This is a genomic window from Methylobacterium sp. J-118 (genome assembly GCF_057836565.1).
On record NZ_JBYQFA010000001.1, the window covers coordinates 2,131,613 to 2,149,959 of the forward strand.

At 71.5% G+C, this 18,347-nt stretch carries 17 protein-coding genes; 7 read left to right on the forward strand and 10 right to left on the reverse strand.

What is annotated here, in order from left to right; translation table 11 throughout:
• Positions 1–9: 9 nt before the first annotated feature.
• The 5 genes from AC3IF3_RS10300 to pal form a co-directional block, all read right to left on the reverse strand.
• The gene (locus tag AC3IF3_RS10300) at positions 10–756 is read right to left on the reverse strand and encodes a sulfite exporter TauE/SafE family protein (protein ID WP_489228619.1); all 747 of its coding nucleotides are present in this window, start codon (positions 754–756) and stop codon (positions 10–12) included.
• Positions 757–980: 224 nt separating this feature from the next.
• Entirely contained in the window at positions 981–2,903 is a 1,923-nt protein-coding gene (ftsH, locus tag AC3IF3_RS10305) for an ATP-dependent zinc metalloprotease FtsH (protein WP_243973094.1), read from the reverse strand.
• A gap of 3 nt (positions 2,904–2,906) precedes the next feature.
• Positions 2,907–3,953 carry a tRNA lysidine(34) synthetase TilS gene (gene tilS, locus AC3IF3_RS10310; RefSeq protein WP_489231272.1) on the reverse strand — a complete coding sequence of 349 codons (1,047 nt, stop codon included), beginning with the start codon at positions 3,951–3,953 and terminating at the stop codon, positions 2,907–2,909.
• Positions 3,954–4,066: 113 nt separating this feature from the next.
• The gene (ybgF, locus tag AC3IF3_RS10315; RefSeq protein WP_489228620.1) at positions 4,067–5,101 is read right to left on the reverse strand and encodes a tol-pal system protein YbgF; all 1,035 of its coding nucleotides are present in this window, start codon (positions 5,099–5,101) and stop codon (positions 4,067–4,069) included.
• Positions 5,102–5,358: 257 nt separating this feature from the next.
• The gene (gene pal / locus AC3IF3_RS10320; RefSeq protein ID WP_489215695.1) at positions 5,359–5,853 is read right to left on the reverse strand and encodes a peptidoglycan-associated lipoprotein Pal; all 495 of its coding nucleotides are present in this window, start codon (positions 5,851–5,853) and stop codon (positions 5,359–5,361) included.
• Between the two features lie 322 nt (positions 5,854–6,175).
• On the opposite strand from pal, the gene AC3IF3_RS10325 reads away from it, so the two are divergent.
• Positions 6,176–6,571: a response regulator gene (locus AC3IF3_RS10325; RefSeq protein WP_489228621.1), complete on the forward strand. Its 396-nt coding sequence runs from the start codon at positions 6,176–6,178 to the stop codon at positions 6,569–6,571.
• Positions 6,572–6,577: 6 nt separating this feature from the next.
• On the opposite strand, the gene AC3IF3_RS10330 is transcribed toward AC3IF3_RS10325, so the two are convergent.
• Positions 6,578–7,615, reverse strand: a complete 1,038-nt coding sequence (locus AC3IF3_RS10330; RefSeq protein WP_489215697.1) for a WcbI family polysaccharide biosynthesis putative acetyltransferase — start codon at positions 7,613–7,615, stop codon at positions 6,578–6,580.
• Positions 7,616–7,688: 73 nt separating this feature from the next.
• Between AC3IF3_RS10330 and AC3IF3_RS10335 the strand changes: the two genes are divergently transcribed.
• From AC3IF3_RS10335 to AC3IF3_RS10345, 3 genes are all read left to right on the forward strand, one after another.
• Positions 7,689–8,756 carry a GSCFA domain-containing protein gene (locus AC3IF3_RS10335; RefSeq protein ID WP_243973082.1) on the forward strand — a complete coding sequence of 356 codons (1,068 nt, stop codon included), beginning with the start codon at positions 7,689–7,691 and terminating at the stop codon, positions 8,754–8,756.
• A gap of 74 nt (positions 8,757–8,830) precedes the next feature.
• Positions 8,831–9,430 carry a nitroreductase family protein gene (locus AC3IF3_RS10340; RefSeq protein WP_243973080.1) on the forward strand — a complete coding sequence of 200 codons (600 nt, stop codon included), beginning with the start codon at positions 8,831–8,833 and terminating at the stop codon, positions 9,428–9,430.
• A 101-nt stretch (positions 9,431–9,531) separates the two neighbouring features.
• Positions 9,532–10,281 carry an SHOCT domain-containing protein gene (locus AC3IF3_RS10345; protein WP_489228623.1) on the forward strand — a complete coding sequence of 250 codons (750 nt, stop codon included), beginning with the start codon at positions 9,532–9,534 and terminating at the stop codon, positions 10,279–10,281.
• 82 nt (positions 10,282–10,363) lie between these two features.
• On the opposite strand, the gene AC3IF3_RS10350 is transcribed toward AC3IF3_RS10345, so the two are convergent.
• Complete coding sequence (locus AC3IF3_RS10350; protein WP_243973076.1) at positions 10,364–11,389, reverse strand: KpsF/GutQ family sugar-phosphate isomerase; 1,026 nt, start codon at positions 11,387–11,389, stop codon at positions 10,364–10,366.
• A 217-nt stretch (positions 11,390–11,606) separates the two neighbouring features.
• Here AC3IF3_RS10350 and AC3IF3_RS10355 point away from each other — a divergent pair, with 217 nt between their 5' ends.
• Positions 11,607–13,040, forward strand: a complete 1,434-nt coding sequence (locus AC3IF3_RS10355; protein ID WP_489215704.1) for an FAD-linked oxidase C-terminal domain-containing protein — start codon at positions 11,607–11,609, stop codon at positions 13,038–13,040.
• 66 nt (positions 13,041–13,106) lie between these two features.
• Here the strand turns inward: AC3IF3_RS10355 and AC3IF3_RS10360 are convergent, their stop codons facing one another.
• The 3 genes from AC3IF3_RS10360 to AC3IF3_RS10370 all read right to left on the reverse strand — a co-directional run bounded on the left by AC3IF3_RS10360 (position 13,107) and on the right by AC3IF3_RS10370 (position 15,878).
• Positions 13,107–13,631, reverse strand: a complete 525-nt coding sequence (locus AC3IF3_RS10360; RefSeq protein ID WP_243973072.1) for a Ros/MucR family transcriptional regulator — start codon at positions 13,629–13,631, stop codon at positions 13,107–13,109.
• 431 nt (positions 13,632–14,062) lie between these two features.
• Complete coding sequence (locus AC3IF3_RS10365; protein ID WP_489228625.1) at positions 14,063–15,274, reverse strand: ABC transporter permease; 1,212 nt, start codon at positions 15,272–15,274, stop codon at positions 14,063–14,065.
• Between the two features lie 109 nt (positions 15,275–15,383).
• Positions 15,384–15,878 carry a DUF4112 domain-containing protein gene (locus tag AC3IF3_RS10370; RefSeq protein WP_243973068.1) on the reverse strand — a complete coding sequence of 165 codons (495 nt, stop codon included), beginning with the start codon at positions 15,876–15,878 and terminating at the stop codon, positions 15,384–15,386.
• 558 nt (positions 15,879–16,436) lie between these two features.
• On the opposite strand from AC3IF3_RS10370, the gene AC3IF3_RS10375 reads away from it, so the two are divergent.
• Both AC3IF3_RS10375 and AC3IF3_RS10380 read left to right on the forward strand, forming a co-directional pair.
• Positions 16,437–16,595, forward strand: a complete 159-nt coding sequence (locus AC3IF3_RS10375; RefSeq protein ID WP_489228626.1) for a hypothetical protein — start codon at positions 16,437–16,439, stop codon at positions 16,593–16,595.
• A 324-nt stretch (positions 16,596–16,919) separates the two neighbouring features.
• Positions 16,920–18,284 carry an MdtA/MuxA family multidrug efflux RND transporter periplasmic adaptor subunit gene (locus AC3IF3_RS10380; RefSeq protein WP_489228628.1) on the forward strand — a complete coding sequence of 455 codons (1,365 nt, stop codon included), beginning with the start codon at positions 16,920–16,922 and terminating at the stop codon, positions 18,282–18,284.
• Positions 18,285–18,347 lie beyond the last annotated feature (63 nt).

Here is an 18,347-nt window from a genome sequence, read left to right on the forward strand (position 1 = left end):
GCCCGGGCCCTACAGCACCCGCGGCAGTGCCGCCGCCAGCAGGGTGATCCCCGAGACGGTCAGGAGGCCGAGGACCAGCCGGCGGAAGCCCGTCTCGCTCAGGCCGACATAGGCCCGGGTGCCCAGCAGGACCGGGATCAGCATGGCGGGCAGCACCACGACCAGCATCGGCAGTGCGGCCCGGGTGACCAAGCCGGAGCCGAGATAGACGGCCATCGTGACGGCCAGCATCGCGAGGTTGAAGTTCTGGATGATCGCGCGCTGCGTGTCGCGCTCGTAGCCGCGCAGGACGCACCACAGGGTCGGCAGCGCGCCGGTGAAGCCGCCGAGACCGCCGAGCAGGCCGCCGCTCAGGCCGACCGCGGCATCCGCCAGCCGCCCGCCCGCATCGATGCGCGGCAGGTCCCTGGCCAGCAGCATGGCCGGGCACCACAGGACCAGCAGGGCGCCCAGCACCAGCTTGAACCAATCGGCGTTGAGATGCGGCAGCAGGAGCACCCCCAGGGGGACCCCGGCCAGCCCGCCCAGCAGGAACGGGGCGAGGCGGGCCCGGTCGAAGCCGCGCCGGACCGTAACGGCGGCGACGATCTGCCCGGTCAGGGATCCGGCCACCGCCAGGATCGCGGCCAGTTGCGGGTCGATCACCCAGGCCCAGAACGACAGGGCCACGAGGCCGAAGGCGAAGCCCGACAGTCCCTGCACGAACCCGGCGACCGCGGCCCCGAGGCCGACGACGAGATACACGGACAACGGCATCAGTGACGTGGCTCGAACAGATCCAACCCTGGTCTTTCCAATTCGCTCGCCCGATCCGAGCCTGCGGCCGAGCTTTCGCGCGGTGTTCACGGACAGGCGGGGCGGATTGTCATGCTGGCCAGCGGGAGGCTCGGCTTAGCCAATGCATTCCGAAACAGGCCCAGCGCGTAGAACCCAACAAAAAAGGGCGCCTCGCGGCGCCCTTCTCGTTGCGTTGCCTGAACTCACGCCTGCGGCTGCGGCTCCAGCCCGCCATCACTCTCCTTCGGCCGGCCGCGGCCGGCCGAGGGGACCGAGGAGCCCCGGGCCGGGGTCGGGGGCACGTCGCCGCCGTCGCGGATCGGCGGCTGGCCCTTCAGGAGGTTGCGGATCTCCTCGCCCGAGAGGGTCTCGTATTCGAGGAGCCCCTGGGCCAGGGCCTCCAGGTCGTCCTTGTGCTCGGCCAGGATGCGGCGGGCCTCCTCCAGGCCGGTCTCGACCAGGCGGCGGACCTCAGCGTCGATCTTCTGGGCGGTCGATTCCGAGACCGATTGCTGCCGGCCCATCGACATGCCGAGGAAGACCTCGTCGTTGTTCTCGCCATAGGCCACGGTGCCGAGCTCGGGGGAGAAGCCCCAGCGGGTCACCATCATCTTGGCGAGACGGGTCGCCTGCTCGATGTCCGACTGCGCGCCCGAAGTCACCTTGTCCTGGCCGAAGGTCATTTCCTCGGCGATGCGGCCGCCCATCATGATCGCCAGCCGGGAGGTCATCTGCTCGAAGCTCATGGAGAGCTTGTCGCGCTCGGGCAGCTGCATGACCATGCCGAGCGCCCGGCCGCGGGGGATGATGGTCGCCTTGTGCACCGGGTCGGTGGCCGGGACGTTGAACGCCACGATGGCGTGGCCGCCCTCGTGATAGGCGGTGAGCCGCTTCTCGTCCTCGGTCATCACCAGGGTGCGCCGCTCGGCGCCCATCATGACCTTGTCCTTGGCGTCCTCGAACTCGTGCATCGTCACGATGCGCTTGCCGCGACGGGCGGCCAGCAGCGCGGATTCGTTCACGAGGTTCATCAGGTCGGCGCCCGAGAAGCCGGGGGTGCCGCGGGCGATCACCTTGAGGTCGACATCGGGGGCCAGCGGCACCTTGCGGACGTGGACCCGCAGGATCCGCTCGCGGCCGGTGACGTCCGGGTTCGGCACCATGATCTGGCGGTCGAACCGGCCCGGACGCAGCAGCGCCGGGTCGAGCACGTCGGGGCGGTTGGTCGCCGCGATGATGATGACGCCCTCGTTGGCCTCGAACCCGTCCATCTCGACGAGGAGCTGGTTGAGGGTCTGCTCGCGCTCGTCGTTGCCGCCGCCGAGCCCGGCGCCGCGATGGCGACCGACCGCGTCGATCTCGTCGATGAAGATGATGCAGGGCGCGTTCTTCTTGGCCTGCTCGAACATGTCGCGCACGCGGCTGGCGCCGACGCCCACGAACATCTCCACGAAGTCGGAGCCCGAGATGGTGAAGAACGGCACGTTGGCCTCGCCCGCGACCGCCCGGGCGATCAGGGTCTTACCGGTGCCGGGCGGGCCGACGAGCAGCACGCCGCGGGGGATCCGGCCGCCGAGCCGCTGGAATTTCTGCGGGTCGCGGAGGAATTCCACGATCTCCTGGAGGTCTTCCTTGGCCTCCTCGACGCCGGCGACGTCATCGAAGGAGACGCGCCCGTGGGCCTCGTTCAGGAGCTTCGCCTTCGACTTGCCGAAGCCCATGGCCCGGCCGGCACCGGACTGCATCTGGCGCGACAGGAAGATCCAGGCGCCGATAAAGACGAGGATCGGGAGCCAGCTCACGAGCAGCTGGATGAACCAGGGGGTGTTGTCCGACGGCGGACGGGCGGTGATCTGCACGCCCTTGCCCTGGAGCTTGGAGACCAGGCTCGGGTCGTTGGGGGCGTAGCTCGTGAAGTTGCCGCCGCCGACATAGGTGCCGGACACGTCCTGCCCGGAAATCACCACCGACTGGATCTTGCCGGAATCGGCGTCGTTGAGGAGTTGGCTGTAGGCGATCTCGCTGCCGCCGCCCCGATGGCCGGGGTTCTGGAACAGGGTGACGAGGGCCAGCACCAGCAGGAAGATGACGACCCACAAGGCAAAGTTGCGAAAATTCGGGTTCATCGATCAATCCTTGGCGTGTGCGACCCCCAAGACGGACGCGTCCCTCGGCAGTTCCGGTCCATCCGTGCACACCCCGCCAATGTAGGCGGGGGGCTCTCCCTTGCCAAGTAATTCGGGGCCCCCTGCGGCGAGGGCAGCATCCGGGGCCCGATCCGCCGCCCGCCGGCGTGGGGGTGCGGGGGCGAGACACAGGGTGGCGGCCCCGTCGGTGGAGACCAGAATCCCCGCCAGCGTGCGCCGGATCGCCGAGCGGCCGCGCAGGGCTGGCAGCAGCGATTCGAGGACGAGGGCTTCGAGGCGTTCGAGGCGGCGGGGCGCCGCGCCCGCCCGGGTCAGGGCGAGGTCGACGCACCGCAGGGCCACGGCCTCCGGCAGGGCAGCGAGCGCGGTCCCGTCGAGGCGGATGCGTCCCTCCGTCTCCGGCAGCCGCACCGCGTCGAGGGCCTGCGCGGCGGCGATTCGCAGCGCGGCCCCGTCGCGGGCGGCGCGGGCGGCGAGGCGGGCGAGGCGCGCCGGGGTCAGGCCCTCCCGCTCCAGGATCGGCCAGGCCGCGCGCAGGCGCCCGCGGGCGAAGCGCGGGTCGGCGTTGCCGGGGTCGCGCAAATAGGGGATGCCGCGGGCCGCGCACCACGCCACCAGGGCGGATTTCGGCAGGGTCAGGAACGGCCGCCCCAGTTCGATCCCGGGCGCCAGCGCCCGCGCGGCCCGCATGCCGGCGAGCCCCGCGGGGCCGCTGCCGGCGGCGAGGCGCATCAGCACCGTCTCGGCCTGATCGTCCCGGGTATGGCCGGTGAGCACGAGGCCGGCGCCGACCCGCCGGGCCTCGGCGGTGAGCAGCCCGTAGCGGGCGGCCCGGGCCGCCGCCTGCAGGCCGGTCCCGGGCTTCGGCCCCGCCCAGGCGAGGATCGCGTGCGGCAGGCCGAGGGCCCGGGCCGCGCGGCCGACCGCCTCGGCCTCCGCGCGGGACTCCGGGCGCAGGCCGTGATCCACCGTGGCGATCTGCACGGCCGGGGCGCCGCGCCCCGCGCGCAGGTGCGCGGTGGCGTGCATCAGGGTGGTCGAATCGGGTCCGCCCGAGACGGCGAGGAGGAGGCCGCAGCCATCGCGCGCGGCGCGGTCGAGCCAGGGCGCGAGGGCGTCGCGGACCGGGTCGTCCGATCCGCTCAAGCGCCGCAGCGGACGCGCTTCTGCTCGCGCGCCACGCCCTGGCGGACGCCCGTCCCGGCATTCGGGAACTTCCGGTCGAGCTCGGCCAGGGTCGCGCAGGCCTGCTCGCGGGCGCCCAGGGCGGCGAGGGTGACGCCGAGCTTGAGCATGGCGTCGGGGGCCTGGGCGGAGCGGGCGTAGTCGGTGGAAACCTTCAGGAACTGCTCGGCGGCCTCGCGGTTGCGGCCGCGGGCGAGGTAGCTCTCCCCGAGCCAGTAGGTGGCGCCGGCGACGCGGTTGTCGCGGGGATGGGACTGGATGAACTGGCGCAGGCCCATCTCGGCCTGCTCGTACTGCTTGGCGCGGAACAGCTCCACCGCGGCGTCGTAATCCGCCGCCGGGTCGCCGGGCCGGGTGGCGGCGACGCTCTCGCTCTCGGAGGGCCGGGCCGGGATCGCGCCGGTCCGGGCCGGCGGTCGCAGGTCCACCGGCTCGTCGGAGCCGGGGGCGGCGGTGTCCGCATCCTCGTCCTCGGTCGCCCCCTCGGTCGCCCCGTTGATCGCCCCTTGGGGCAGGCGCTGCGGCCGGGGCGCGGCCGTCTCGACGGCCTCCCGGGGCGGCAGCGGCGCGGAGGGCTGGGTGCTGCCGAGCTGCATCGGCGCGCCCGGTGCCCCGGGGGCCTGCCCGGGGTCGAAGGCGTCGCCGCGCTTGCCCGGCCGTCCGGAGCCCGGATTGACGCCGTTGACGCCGCCGGCCGGACCCGCGGCGGGCGGCGCGGCCGCGGGCGCAGGCCTGCCGCCACCCTTGCCCTCACCTTTGCCCTCGCTCAGCCGGAACTCGACATCCTCCTGGAACTTGCGCAGCTGCTCCTTGAGCTGGCGGTTCTCGTACTGGAGGGTCTCGATCTGCCCGGCCATCATCCGGGACTGGTTCTCGATGCGCCCGAGGCGCACCACCAGCTCGGAGGCATCCTGCGCCACGGCCGGATGGCCGAGGAGCGCGGTGGCCAGGGCGGTGACGAGCGCGAGGCGGGTGCGAAGGCGGGCGGGCATGAGGCGGCTGCGGTCCAGTGGCGGCGCGAGCCCCTATCAGATGCGCCGGTCCGCGGCAAAACTGCGGCGGGGCGGCGGATCCCGTCCCGTGCGGGCTGCGCGGCCGTTCCACGACGGTAGCCGAGGCCTGCCATACCCGCCCCCTCCCCCGCAGAGGGGGAGGGAGACGTGCCTGGGACCGGCCATTGCCTGTGTCCGGACGCGATGCGTGACTCCGCGTCGCCCGGGCCGCAACGGCCGCCCGGACCGGCGGAGCCTTACGCCCCGGCGCCGCGGTCGAGCACGATCACCGCCCGGCGGTTCTGCGACCAGCAGGAGATGTCGTTGCACACCGCCACCGGCCGCTCCTTGCCGTAGGAGACCGTGCGCATCCGGTTGGCCGCGATGCCCCGGGTGGCCAGGTAGTCGTTGACCGACTGAGCCCGGCGGGCGCCCAGGGAGAAGTTGTACTCGCGGGTGCCGCGCTCGTCGGCATGGCCCTCGATGATGAAGGTGTAGCGCGGGTAGCGCTGCAGCCACGCGGCCTGCTTGTCGAGGGTCGCGGTGGCGGTGGGGGTCAGGTCGGTGGAATCCGACTCGAAGAAGACCCGGTCGCCGATATTAACGACGAAGTCCTGCGCGCTGCCCGGGGTCGCGGCGCCCGCACCGAACGCGGAGGCGTCGGCGAGGTCCTTGTCGTTGCTGCAGGCGCCGAGACCGAGGGCGGCGACGAATGCGAGGCCGAGGGCGGCGGCGCGGAAACGCTGGGGCATGGGTTCAAACTCCTCGAGCGGTGCCGAAGGCCGGCTGCGGGTCTTCGAGGCGGGTCCGCGTCGTCCTGGATGCCGTTCGTAGGCGCGGATGGTTAAGCGACGGTTCCGCCGCGCGGGGCGGGGCCGTGGTGACGGCCCGTGCCGGGCGGTGGCGTGCGCTGTCGCACCCGGAATGCGGCGGCGGCGGGGCGGCCCGTCCGAGCAGGCGATTTCCGCCGCGCCGGTTGCGGCGATGCCACAGGGGTGCGTCCCGGGCCGGTCTTTAAGATATCGTCAACCCTATCGATCCTTGAATGGTTGTGCCGACCACCGGATATCGTTCATGCGCCCCGCCCCGTGTGTTCTCATCGTCGAGGACAGCTATCTGCTGCTCGAGATCATCGCGAGCCTGTGCGAAGCGCAGGGCATCCGGGTCATCGAGGCGTCGAGCGGCGAGGCGGCGCTGACGCTCCTGCGGGCCCGGGGCGGCGAGATCGACTGGCTGTTCACCGACATCCATCTGCCCGGGCTGATCGACGGCTGGACGGTGGCGCACGCCTACCGGGCGCTCCACGCCGACCGGCCGGTGGTCTACACCTCGACCGATGCGAACCGGCGCGGCGGCGTGCCCGGCAGCCTGTTCCTGCGCAAGCCGTTCCAGGTGCAGGAGGTCAACCGGCTGGTCCGGATGATGGTCGAGGGCCCCGGCGCGGCGATGCCGCTCTGCGCGGCGGGTTGAGGGGGTTCAGCCCGCCCGGAACAGGGCCGCGATCTCCGGGGCGGCGAGCCAGGATTCGACCCGCGACGCGGTGAGGTCACCGGCGGGCATCGCGTCGTAGAGGGAAAAGCTCGCCGCGATGAAGCCCGGCAGGTCGTAGAGCACCGGGAACTCGTCGCCCAGCACCTTGGACTTGAACGCCTTGCTCTTGAACAGGTACGAGCCGGTCAGCCCGAACAGCTCGGCGATCGGGGGGTAGATCGGCCAGATCACGTCCTGGGTCAGCGCGTCGCCGAGGTAATCCTCGATCGCCACGGGCTCCGGGGTGAGGCCGCTCTCCGTGAGCAGGCGGCGGGCGATGTCGCCGATGACGTGCACCTTCGGGTGGTTCATCAGGTGCATGAAGGCGCCGCGGCGCGCCCAGCGGGTCAGCTCCCGCTCCAGGCCGAAGCCCAGGGCCTCGGCGGACGAGACCAGCTCGCGCACGGCCGGATCCCAATGGTCGAGATAGCCGAGCCGCCGGAACACGTCCTCGCGGAACAGGCCGGCGGTGTGCCCGATGGCGAGGCCGAGCCGGTGGGCGGTCAGCGCGATCGCCGAGTGGTACTGCCCCAGGGGCGAGGGCGCGAGCTTCAGCGCGGCGAGGTCCGAGGCCTGGCCGGCATAGATCATGTCGGGATGGAAGGCCGAGAACACGATCGACGGAAACAGCCTGAGACGGGGGTCGGCGGCGCGCAGGGTGGCGGCATCGCCCCCCGGGATCAGACCGGCCGGGAAGGTCTGCGAGAAGACGTGGTCGTGGGTGCGCAGCGTCCGGATCAGGCCGTCGACATGGCCGTGGTCGCGCTTCAGCGAGCCCATGGGCAGGTAGCGCACGGGACTCTTCGGCGCGAGCAGGCGCATCGCCTGGGCGACCCCCCGGGCCTGGCAATTGCCCAGCACCGCGATGGACGGCCCGTCGCGGGTGGTGGCCGCGCGCGACCGGTTCCGCCATGGTGTCGCCCAACTGGGCGTCGACAGGGAAAACGCGCTGCGGGCGCGCCGGGGCAGGTCGTTCAGGGCCACGTCGCGTGCCGGTGTCCGCGGACGGCGCGACGCCCCCGAGGGCGGTCGCCGTCGTGAAGAAGAGGGTTCGAGGATGGCGTTGAATCCGTATACGGGTCTACCGGCCGAGCGATTCTGGCGCAAGGTCGTGACCAACGTGCCGCCCTTCGCGGTCAATCCGCACCCGAAGGACACGTTCGTGATCGCGCCGACCGACAAGGTCGCCACCGGCGGCTCCTGCTTCGCGCAACGGGTGGCCGAGGCGGTGCGCGGCGCCGGGTTCAACTACTACCTGACCGAGCCGCCGACCCCCGGGATGAGCGCCGAGGAGGCCAATGCCCGCCAGTTCGGCACCTTCTCGGCCCGGTACGGCAATCTCTACTACACGCGCCAGTTCGTGCAGCTGTTCGACCGGGCCTACGGCCGGTTCGAGCCGGAGCTGAAGGCGTGGCTGCGCGACGACGGCCGCTACGTCGATCCGTTCCGCCCCACCGTCGAGCCGGCCGGATTCGCCAGCGAGGCCGAGGTAATCGCGGCCCGCGACGCGCATCTGGCCGAGGTGCGCCGCCTGTTCGAGACCCTGGACGTGTTCGTGCTGACCTTGGGCCTCACCGAGGGCTGGCGCTGGCGGGCCGACGGTGCCGCCCTGCCGCTGGCCCCCGGGGTCGCGGGCGGCACCTTCGATCCGGATCTGTATGAGTGCGTCAATGCCGGCGCCGGCGAGGTGCTGGGCGACCTCAACGGCTTCCTCGACCGCCTCTGGAGCGTGAACCCCAAGGCCCGGGTGATCTTCACGGTCTCGCCGGTGCCGATGATCGCCACCTACATGGACCGGCACGTGATGGAATCGAACAGCTATTCCAAGTCGGTGCTGCGGGTGGCGGCCGGCGAGGTGGTCGGCCGGGGCGATCCGCGGGCGGTGTATTTCCCGGCCTACGACATCGTCACGAGCAATGTGAATGCCGGGCGCTACTACAACGAGGACCAGCGCACCATCAACGACGCGGGCGTGCGCCACGTGATGCGCCTGTTCCTGGCGACCTTCGCCCGCGACCGGGCCGCTGCGGCCCCGACCCACGCCCCCGTGGACCTCGCGGCGGAGTTCGAGGGCAATGCCGGCGTGATCTGCGACGAGGAGGAGATCGAGCGCAGCGTGGCGTAGGTCCGGTCAGGTTTGCCTTCGGGCGGGCGTTTCGGGCAAGCTCGGCCACACGCGCTATTCCGGAGACGAATCCCTTGAGCCTGCCCCCGCCCCGCCACGCCGATCACGCCATCGATCCGGTCTTCGTCGCGCGGCACTCGCCCCGCGCCTTCACGGGCGAGGCCGTGCCCGAATCCGAGCTGATGCGGATGATCGAGGCGGCGCGCTGGTCGCCCTCGGCCTACAACTCGCAGCCCTGGCGCTTCCTCTACGCGCTCCGGGGCGACGCCCACTGGGACACCTTCCTTGGCCTGCTGGTATCCGCCAACCAGACCTGGGCCTCGGGCACCGGCGCGATCCTGTTCCTGGTCTCGAACGGGCTCATGAAGGTCGGCGACGCGCTGAAACCGTCCTACAGCCACTCCTTCGATGCCGGCAGCGCCTCGCTCGCATTCCAGCTCCAGGCGATCCACCAGGGCTGGCACGCCCACGGCATGGTCGGGTTCGACCATGTCCGGGCCCCGGAGGTGCTGCGCCTGCCCGAGAACCACCGGATCGAGGCCGCCTTCGCGGTGGGGCGCAAGACACCCGAGGCGGAACTCGCCGAGGAGCAGCGGCCCCGCGAGACGCCGAACGGCCGCCGGCCGATCACCGACTTCACCCTCGCGGGGCCGTTCCCGGCCGCCGCAGGTTGAGGCGACGCGGAACCGGCGCCTTCGACCGGGGATTGTGTCCGCAGCGCAACGCCGGTCCCGGATCGATCCGGTCCGCCCTGCGACGAATCGGGAGCTGGCTCATGGATCCGTCCGACAAGGCCGAAGCGGCCGCCGGGTTCCTCGATGACGGACGGTTCGACCACGCCTCAGGGCTGCAGAGCGTCGCCGACCGCCACGGGGTCAGCCTCGAGGCGGTGCGCCACCTCATGCGGGCGCTGGAGCGCGGCCACGGCACCATGGCGCAGTTCGACCATCCCGATCTCGGCGGCATGGGCCAATGGTTCTCCGGCGGCATGGTGATGGTCGGCCGGATGTTCGACGACGCGCTGAAGGCGCGGGTCGGCGGCCTCTGCACCGAGCTGGCGTCGGCGCTGCCGGCGGGGGGTTTTTCCGGATCGGAACCCGTATCCCATGGGAGCGGCGGCGCGTGGTGGCCCGCCGGCCTCGGATCCCCGGCCAGCACCGGCGCACAGAACGGGCTGCGCTACGCCTATTTCCCGGAGACGCGGCGGCTGGCCGTCGAATCGGGCTCCGGCGTCGCCCTCTACGACACCGGCGAGCACCACATCTCCGGGGTGTCGCAGGCGAATGGCAGCCTCGACTTCACCGGCCCGCGGGGCGCCGTCGCCCTCGACCGCCTGCGCCGGATCGAGGCGGAGACGGCGGCTCCACGGCAGGCCGATCCGGCCGAAACGCCGGCCGCACCAGCGCCCTCACCCGCGACCGACGTGCTGGCGACGATCGAGCGGCTGGCGGAGCTGCACGCCCGGGGCGTGCTCACGGAGCGGGAATTCTCCGACAAGAAGGCGGAGCTGCTGGCGCGGCTGTGATTTTCCGGGGCTGCCGGCCTCCCTGAGGGGATGCGGGCGAGGGGGAGAGGTTTTCCCCGCCGCCGACCGGGCTCCTGGCCGCTCAGGCGATGCCGGCCCGCAGCAGGTCGTGGACGTGCACGATGCCCACGGGCCGTCCGTCCGTGACGGCGAAGACCGCGGTGATGAGCCGGCGGTTCATCACCTCCAGGGCGGCCTGGGCGAGCTTGTGCGGCTCCACGGTGACCGGGTCCCGGGTCATCACCGCCGAGACCGGCGTGTCGAGCAGCGCCGGGCCCATGTGGCGGCGCAGGTCGCCGTCCGTGACGATGCCGACCAGCCGCCCGGCCCCGTCGGTGACGCCGACGCAGCCGTAGCGCCGGGCCGCGATCTCGATCAGCACCTCGGACATCAGCGCGGTCTCGTGGACCAGCGGCATGTCCTGGGGGCCGTGCATCACCTGCTGCACGGTCTTGAGCCGGGCGGCCAGCGTGCCGCCGGGATGCAGAGTGTGGAACCGGGCCGAGGTGAAGCCGCGCCGCTCCAGCAGCGCCACCGCCAGGGCATCGCCGAGCGCCAGCTGGATCAGGCTGGAGGAGGTCGGCGCGAGGTCGTGCGGGCAGGATTCCCGCACCCGGGGCAGCTCCAGCAGCACGTCGGCGGCGCGGCCGAGCGTGCTCTCGCCGTTGCGGGTGATGGCCACCAGGGGGATCGAGAACCGGCGGCTGAAGCCGACGAGGTCGGACAGCTCGGCGGTCTCCCCCGACCACGACAGGGCGACGATCACGTCGTCCCGGGCGATCATCCCGAGGTCGCCGTGGCTCGCCTCGGTGGGATGGACGAAGAAGGCGTGGGTGCCGGTGGAGGCCAGGGTCGCGGCGATCTTGCGCCCGACATGGCCGCTCTTGCCGATGCCGCTGACGATGACCCGGCCCTTGCTCTGCAGGATCGTCTGCACCGCCTCCTCGAAGGCCGCGCCGAGCCGGCCCTGGAACGCCGCGCTCGTCTCCTGAAGGGCGGCGATGCCCAGTTGCAGGCTGCGCATCCCGAGGTCCCGGGTGGTTGCGAGGTGCGCCGACGGCGCGTCGTAGCGGTCGTCGCGCAGGGCGCTGGAGGCGGGAGCGTTCATCGTTTCCGTTCTGGACCGTCCGGCCGGATCCGCGGGCCGGACGGCGGCGCGGCGCAGGTTCGGCGACGCTAGGCAGCCGTCATGGTTGAAATGTGACACGGGGACGACGCAGCGACGCAGCGTGGTCGGGGCAGCCCCGGTTGAAGCCGCGCCCGCGCGGGTCCATGCTGGCCCCACGCCAGCCCGCGCTGCGGGTCCGAAGGAGGGCTTAAGCCCCATGACCATCCGCTTCCCCGATCCCGATCCCGCCATCCTCGCCCGGCGCGAGGCAATCCTGGCCGGCCTCGCGCCGCTCGTGGCGCCGGAGGCGCTGGTGGTGAGCGAGGACGAGCGCCGGGCCTTCGAGACCGACGGGCTCACCGCCTACCGGCAGATGCCGCTCGCCGTGGTCCTGCCCTCCACCACCGCGGAGGTGGCCGCCGTGATGGCCTATTGCCACGCCAACGGCGTCCGGGTGGTCCCGCGCGGCGCCGGGACCTCGCTGGCCGGGGGCGCCATCGCGCAGGCCGACGCGATCATCCTGGGCGTCGGCAAGATGACCAAGGTGCTCGACCTCGATTTCGCCAACCGCACCGCCCGGGTCCAGAGCGGCATCACCAACCTGGCGATCTCCGGGGCGGTGACCCACGAGGGCTTCTTCTACGCCCCCGACCCGTCGAGTCAGCTCGCCTGCACCATCGCGGGCAACATCGCGATGAATTCCGGCGGCGCGCACTGCCTGAAATACGGCGTGACCACCAACAACCTCCTGGGCGTCACCCTGGTGCTCAACGACGGCACCGTGGTGGAGATCGGCGGCCAGCACCTCGACAGCCCCGGCTACGACCTGCTCGGCCTCGTCTGCGGCTCGGAGGGGCAGCTCGGCATCGTCACCGAGGCGACGGTGCGGATCCTGCGGGCGGCCGAAGGCGCGCGCCCGGTGCTGGTCGGCTTCTCGAAGGTCGAGGATGCGGGCGACTGCGTCGCGGCGATCATCGCGGCCGGCATCATCCCGGTGGCGATCGAGTACATGGACCGCGAGGCGATCCTGATCACCGAGGACTTCGCGAAAGCCGGCTATCCCCGCGACGCCGAGGCGATGCTGATCATCGAGGTCGAGGGCTCGGACGCCGAGTGCGACGGGATGCTGGCGCGGATCGAGGCGATCGCCCGGGACTTCCGGCCGACCAGCCTGCGGGTCTCGCGCTCGGAGGCGGAATCCGCCGCGATCTGGAAGGGCCGCAAATCGGCCTTCGGCGCCACGGGCCGGATCTCCGACTACATCTGCATGGACGGCACGATCCCCACCGGGCAGCTCGGCCCGGTGCTGGAGCGGATCGGGGCGATCTGCGCCGAGCAGGGCCTGCGGGTCGCCAACGTGTTTCATGCCGGCGACGGCAACCTGCACCCGCTGATCCTGTTCGACATCAACAAGCCCGGCGAATTGCAGAAGGCCGAGGCGGCGGGCGACGAGATCCTGAAGCTCTGCGTCGAGGTCGGCGGCTGCCTGACCGGCGAGCACGGGGTCGGCATCGAGAAGCGCGAGTTGATGCGCTTCCAGTACGATCAGGTCGATCTCGAGCAGCAGATGCGGGTCAAGGCGGTGTTCGATCCGGACTGGATGCTGAACCCCGCCAAGGTCTTCCCCCTGGACGGGCGGCTCGCGGCCTGACCGGGGCCGCGAGCCCCTGACCGGGAACGGTGCGCCACCGTCCCCGGTCGGTCGAGGCCGGTCCGTTCAGGCGGCTTCGACCTTGCGGCCCTTGCCGGCGGTGGCAGCCCCCTTGCGGCGACCCTGGGCGCGGCTCGGGGCCGGCTCCTCGGCGGCCTCGGCCTCGGCCTGCTGGGCGCGGCCGGGCTGACCGAGGCCCAGGCTCTTGGCGAGGGCCGAGCGCTGCGCGGAGTAATTCGCCGAGGTGGTCGGGTAATCGGCCGGCAGACCGTAGCGCTCGCGGTAGCTCTGCGGATCCATCCCGTGCTTGGTCAGGTGGCGCTTCAGCGTCTTGTACGACTTGCCGTCGATGAAGCTGACCAGGCCGTCGGGGCGGATCGACTTGCGGATCTGGGCCGGCGTCGGCCGCTCGACAGTCTCGGTGGCCGGCGCCGACGGGCCGGAACCGATCGTGTTCAGCGCATCGTGGATGCTCGCGATCAGCGCCGGCAATTCAGCCGACGGGAGCGAGTTGTTGGAGACGTAGGCCGCGACGACGTCCACGGTCCGTTCGATGTAATCCAGTTGCGATGTCGGCGCAGCGTCAGACATTCTCTCTTTCCTTGCTTCGAAGCTTGATGAGGTCTCCTCTGTTCGCGAGTTAAGACACCGGCCAAAAAAAGCAAGGCGATCGACTTCGTTCTCTGTGATCAGCCAAAAGTCTAAGTATGCATCAACCCGTGATGGCTACAGGGTCAGGTTGCATTGGCGGCATTTGGAGGGCACTTGCGGAGCTCTTTACCGCACCCTGACCTGTGAATGCTGCGCCGATCCGCAAGACGGGTTTTCGTAGAGAACAGAGACCTTTACACCCGAGATGAGTGGCCGTCTTGGACCGTCCTCGACGGCGGTTCATCCCCGTTCGTCGGCGTTGCGAAAAATTCGCGCACGGTTTGCGCAAGATTTCGCGACTCGGCCGGATGTCCGGGCCCCGCGGCGCGGCTCCGGAGGTTCAGGCGCCGCCTGAGAACCTCAGGTTCCCGTCAGGCGAAGGTCTTGCGCGGGTCGAACGCGTCGCGCACCGCCTCGCCGGCGAAGACGAGCAGGCTCAGCATCACGGCGATGACCAGGAAGCCGGTCAGCCCGAGCCAGGGCGCCGTCAGGTTGTCCTTGCCCTGGGCGAGGAGTTCGCCGAGCGAGGGCGAGCCCGGCGGCAGGCCGAAGCCGAGGAAGTCCAGGGAGGTCAGCGTCGTGATCGAACCGTTCAGGATGAACGGCAGGAAGGTCAGCGTCGCCACCATGGCGTTCGGCAGCAGGTGGACGGTCATGATCCGAATATTCGACAGGCCCAGCGCCCGGGCGGCGCGGACGTATTCGAAGTTCCGGGCGCGCAGGAACTCGGCCCGGACCACGCTCACCAGCGATACCCAGGAGAACAGCAGCATGATCCCGAGCAGCACGAAGAAGCCGGGGGCGATGAAGGCCGAGATGATGATGATCAGGTAGAGGGTCGGGATGCCGCCCCAGACCTCGATGAAGCGCTGGAAGGCGAGGTCGACCCAGCCGCCGAAATAACCCTGCACGGCCCCGGCCACGACGCCGATGGCCGAGGAGATCGCCGCCAGGATCAGGCCGAACAGCACCGAGATGCGGAACCCGTAGATCACCCGCGCCAGCACGTCCCGGGTGGTGTTGTCGGTGCCGAGCCAGTGCCAGGGGATGTCGGCGCAGGTCGTGCCGCCGAGCTTTTCCGCCACCGGCCGGCACTGGGCATCCGACAGCATCCAGGTCGGGGGCGACGGTGAGGGGGTCGGCAGGTCCTCGTTGATCGTGTCGTAGGAGAACGGGATCGGCGGCCAGAGCGCCCAGCCGTTCTGCGCGATCTCCCGGCGGATCTCGGGGGCGCGGTAGTCGGTCTGGGCGAGGAAGCCCCCGAACGTCTCCTCTGGATAATCGACCAGCACCGGCACCAGCCAATCCCCCTTGTAGGACAGGAGGATCGGCCGGTCGTTGGCGATGAACTCGGCAAAGAGGCTGGTGACGAACAGGATCGTGAAGATCAGGAACGACCCGTAGCCGAGGCGGTTGCGGCGGAAATTGTCGAGGCGGCGGCGGTTGAGCGGCGACAATCCCCGGCGCTGGGCCGGGACGGGCGGCGGGGGCGCCCCCTCGTCCGGCCGCAGGACGATCGGCTGGGCGCCGGGCATCGGCGCGGGCACGACCTCGCTCTCGCCGGGACGGGCGACCTCGTTCATCGCAGCCCCCTCCCGCGGCGGACCGGCGGTGGGGATCCCGGCCCCGCCGCCCGCCGCGCCAGGGGGCTGGCGCGCAGGCGGCTTCCGGGCCCGGCCGCCCCGGGGGCGTTCAGCCGTCGATCCGGGTCGCGGTGCCGTCGATCTCGGCCGGGCGCAGGCCGCCGCTGCGCTCCATCCAGCGGCGCAGCAGGCGCACGTTCCGGCGATTGGCCTTGAAGGCGGCGTCGAACAGGTCGCCCGCCACCGGCACCGCCCCGATCAGCCCGTCGAAGGCGACGTTGAGCCCCATCCGGGTCACCAGCCAGCGCGGCGCCCCGAGGCGCCGGGCCTCGTAGACGATGTAGGAGGAGATCACCATGCCGGCCACGTCGCCGATCACCGGGACGAGGCCGATCAGCGCGTCGAACCCGACCCGCCGGTTGATCCCCGGGATCACGAAGGCCGTGTCCATCAGGTGGGCCAGCGTCTCCAGCCGGGCGAGGCTCGCCTCGGGGCCGAGATCCGCCGACAGGAATTGCGGCCGGCCGCCGGGACGGGCCTCGCCGCCGGGAAAGGTCTCGGCGCGGGCGAAGCGCCCGGCCGGGGAAGCCTGGGTGACAGTCATGGTCGGGATCCGTGGGGAGGACATCCTCCACAACGGCGTGCCCCCCCGGCCGGATCCCGGACGGCCTTGCGCCCGGGCGTCTCACGCCAGCCGTCCCGGCGAGATCCATCCCGGCGGGCCCGGCGAAGCAGGGGCGTCGGGACGCGTCGCGGCAGACTGCGCTCACCGGGGTCGCCGCCAGGCCGCGGGTCGCGCGGACGAGGAATGCGGTCGCCTCGGCGCGGCGAGGACCGGGTTCATGCGGGGCGGACCGCGGTTTTGGCGGGCGGGCGTCGGGGCATGTCCGCCTGTAGCACGGCTCCGGACCGGTGCGGAATGTGCGCGGCCGCACAGACCCGGTTCCGCGCTCGAAACAACCGACTGACGAATGTTGACTTTCATCACTCGTATCGTAGGTTGCCATCACGGCTGGAGCGGCGCTCACGCCGGCGGGGCTTTGCCCCCTCGCCCCGTCAGCGGGGTGCCGCTCCGGTCCTCTCGAAGGGCCATCGACTTGCGGGTCGGTGGCCCTTTCGTCATGTCTGGGACCGGGCGACCCCGGATGCGACGATGCGGACGATGACGCGCTGCCTCCTCTTGGCCCTGCTGATCGCGGGCCTCGGCCTGACCCTGCGCCGCGCCCTGCCGGTCACCCCCGTGGATGCCGCGTTCCACACCGTCCTGCGGGCCTACGCGATCCCGAGCCCCGGTGCCGGGGAAGACCAGCAACACGAATGAAACGTCGCCGCCCTAGTGACGGCGCATTGGCCGGTCACCTGTAGGCCCTGCCGGCGCGACGGCCCTGTCGCCGCGCTCGTCATGGCGCCGCGATGAACCCTATCGCCGCGGCAAGGAGCCGTTCTGGCCCCGGAGAGCTTTATGGGCTTACGCTCGCGCATGCGGGAGTCGAGGCCGCCGTGTCACGGCACGGCATCGATCTCCGGCGGCGGTCTCCGGGGCGCGGCGGGATGCGGCACCTCCGGGACCGGTCGGGGGGTTTGGACAGCGAAAGGATAGGGCACCGGCGGTCGCGCAGGCGGCCGGCATGGGCTCTAATCAGGCATGAACGAGAGTTCACCGATCCGGACCGACACTGCCCGCGCCTATCAGCCCGGCGAGGCGCCCGCACGCGAGGTCCGCACGCGGCGGTTCCGGCCGATCCGCTGGCTCGTGATCCTGGTGCTGCTCGCCGGCGCCGGGGCGATCGGCCATCGCTGGTACGAGGCGCGCACCGACAAGGCGGCCGAGCCCGCGACGGCGCATCGGGGCGGCGGCCGGCACGGCGGCGGCGGCGGCGGCGACATGCCCCAGGCGGTGGGCATCGCCACCGCGATCACCGGCGACATGCCGGTGGTGCTCCAGGGCCTCGGCACGGTGACGCCGCTGGCCACCGTGACGGTGAAATCGCAGATCAGCGGCTATCTCACCCTGGTGAAGTTCCGCGAGGGCCAGGCCGTGAAGGCGGGCGACGAACTCGCCGAGATCGATTCCCGCCCCTACGAGGCGCTGCTGGCCCAGTACCAGGGCCAGCTCGCCCGCGACCAGGCGCTGCTGCAGAACTCGAAGCTCGACCTGCAGCGCTACCAGACCCTGAACCGGCAGGATTCGATCTCGAAGCAGAACGTCGACACCCAGGCGGCCCTGGTGAAGCAGAATGAGGGCACGGTCGCGGCCGACCAGGCGCTGGTTGACCAGCAGAAGCTCAACATCGCCTACACCCACATCACCTCGCCCGTGGACGGACGGGTCGGCCTGCGGCAGGTCGACCAGGGCAACTACATCTCGGCCGCCTCCACGGCGATCGTGGTGGTGACCCAGCTCCACCCGATCTCGGTGATCTTCACCCTGCCGGAGGACGACGTGGCCCGGGTGATGCGCAAGGTCCGCGCCGGCGCCAAGCTCGCCGTGCGCGCCTACGACCGCGGCGACGCCCACCAGATCGCCACCGGCACCCTCGACACGGTCGACAACCAGATCGACACGACCACCGGCACGGTGAAGCTGCGCGCCCTGTTCGACAACGGCGACGAGGAGCTGTTCCCGAACCAGTTCGTCAACGCCAAGCTGACCGTCGACACGGTGCGGAACGCCACCCTGGTGCCGAACGCCAGCCTGCTCCAGGGCACGCCCGGCACCTACGTCTACCTGATGGACGGGGACGGCAAGGTCACGGTCCGGCCGATCAAGACCGGCGAGACCGACGGAACCAACACCGTCGTGGCTTCCGGGCTGAACCCGGGGGACCGGGTCGTCACCGACGGCACCGACCGGCTGAAGGACGGCGCCCCGGTCCGGATCACCGAGGGCGCGCAGGCGGCCGCGGGCGACGGCAAGGCCGCGGAGGCGAAGCCGGCCGAGGCTGCGGCGGCGGACGCCCAGGGGACAGCGGAGGGCGGTCGTCGGCACCGGCGCCGTCAGGCGCAGTGAGTTCGGGGTTGGCGGGCGACAGCCGCTTCACCCCCTCCCCCCTCTGCGGGGGAGGGTGGCCCC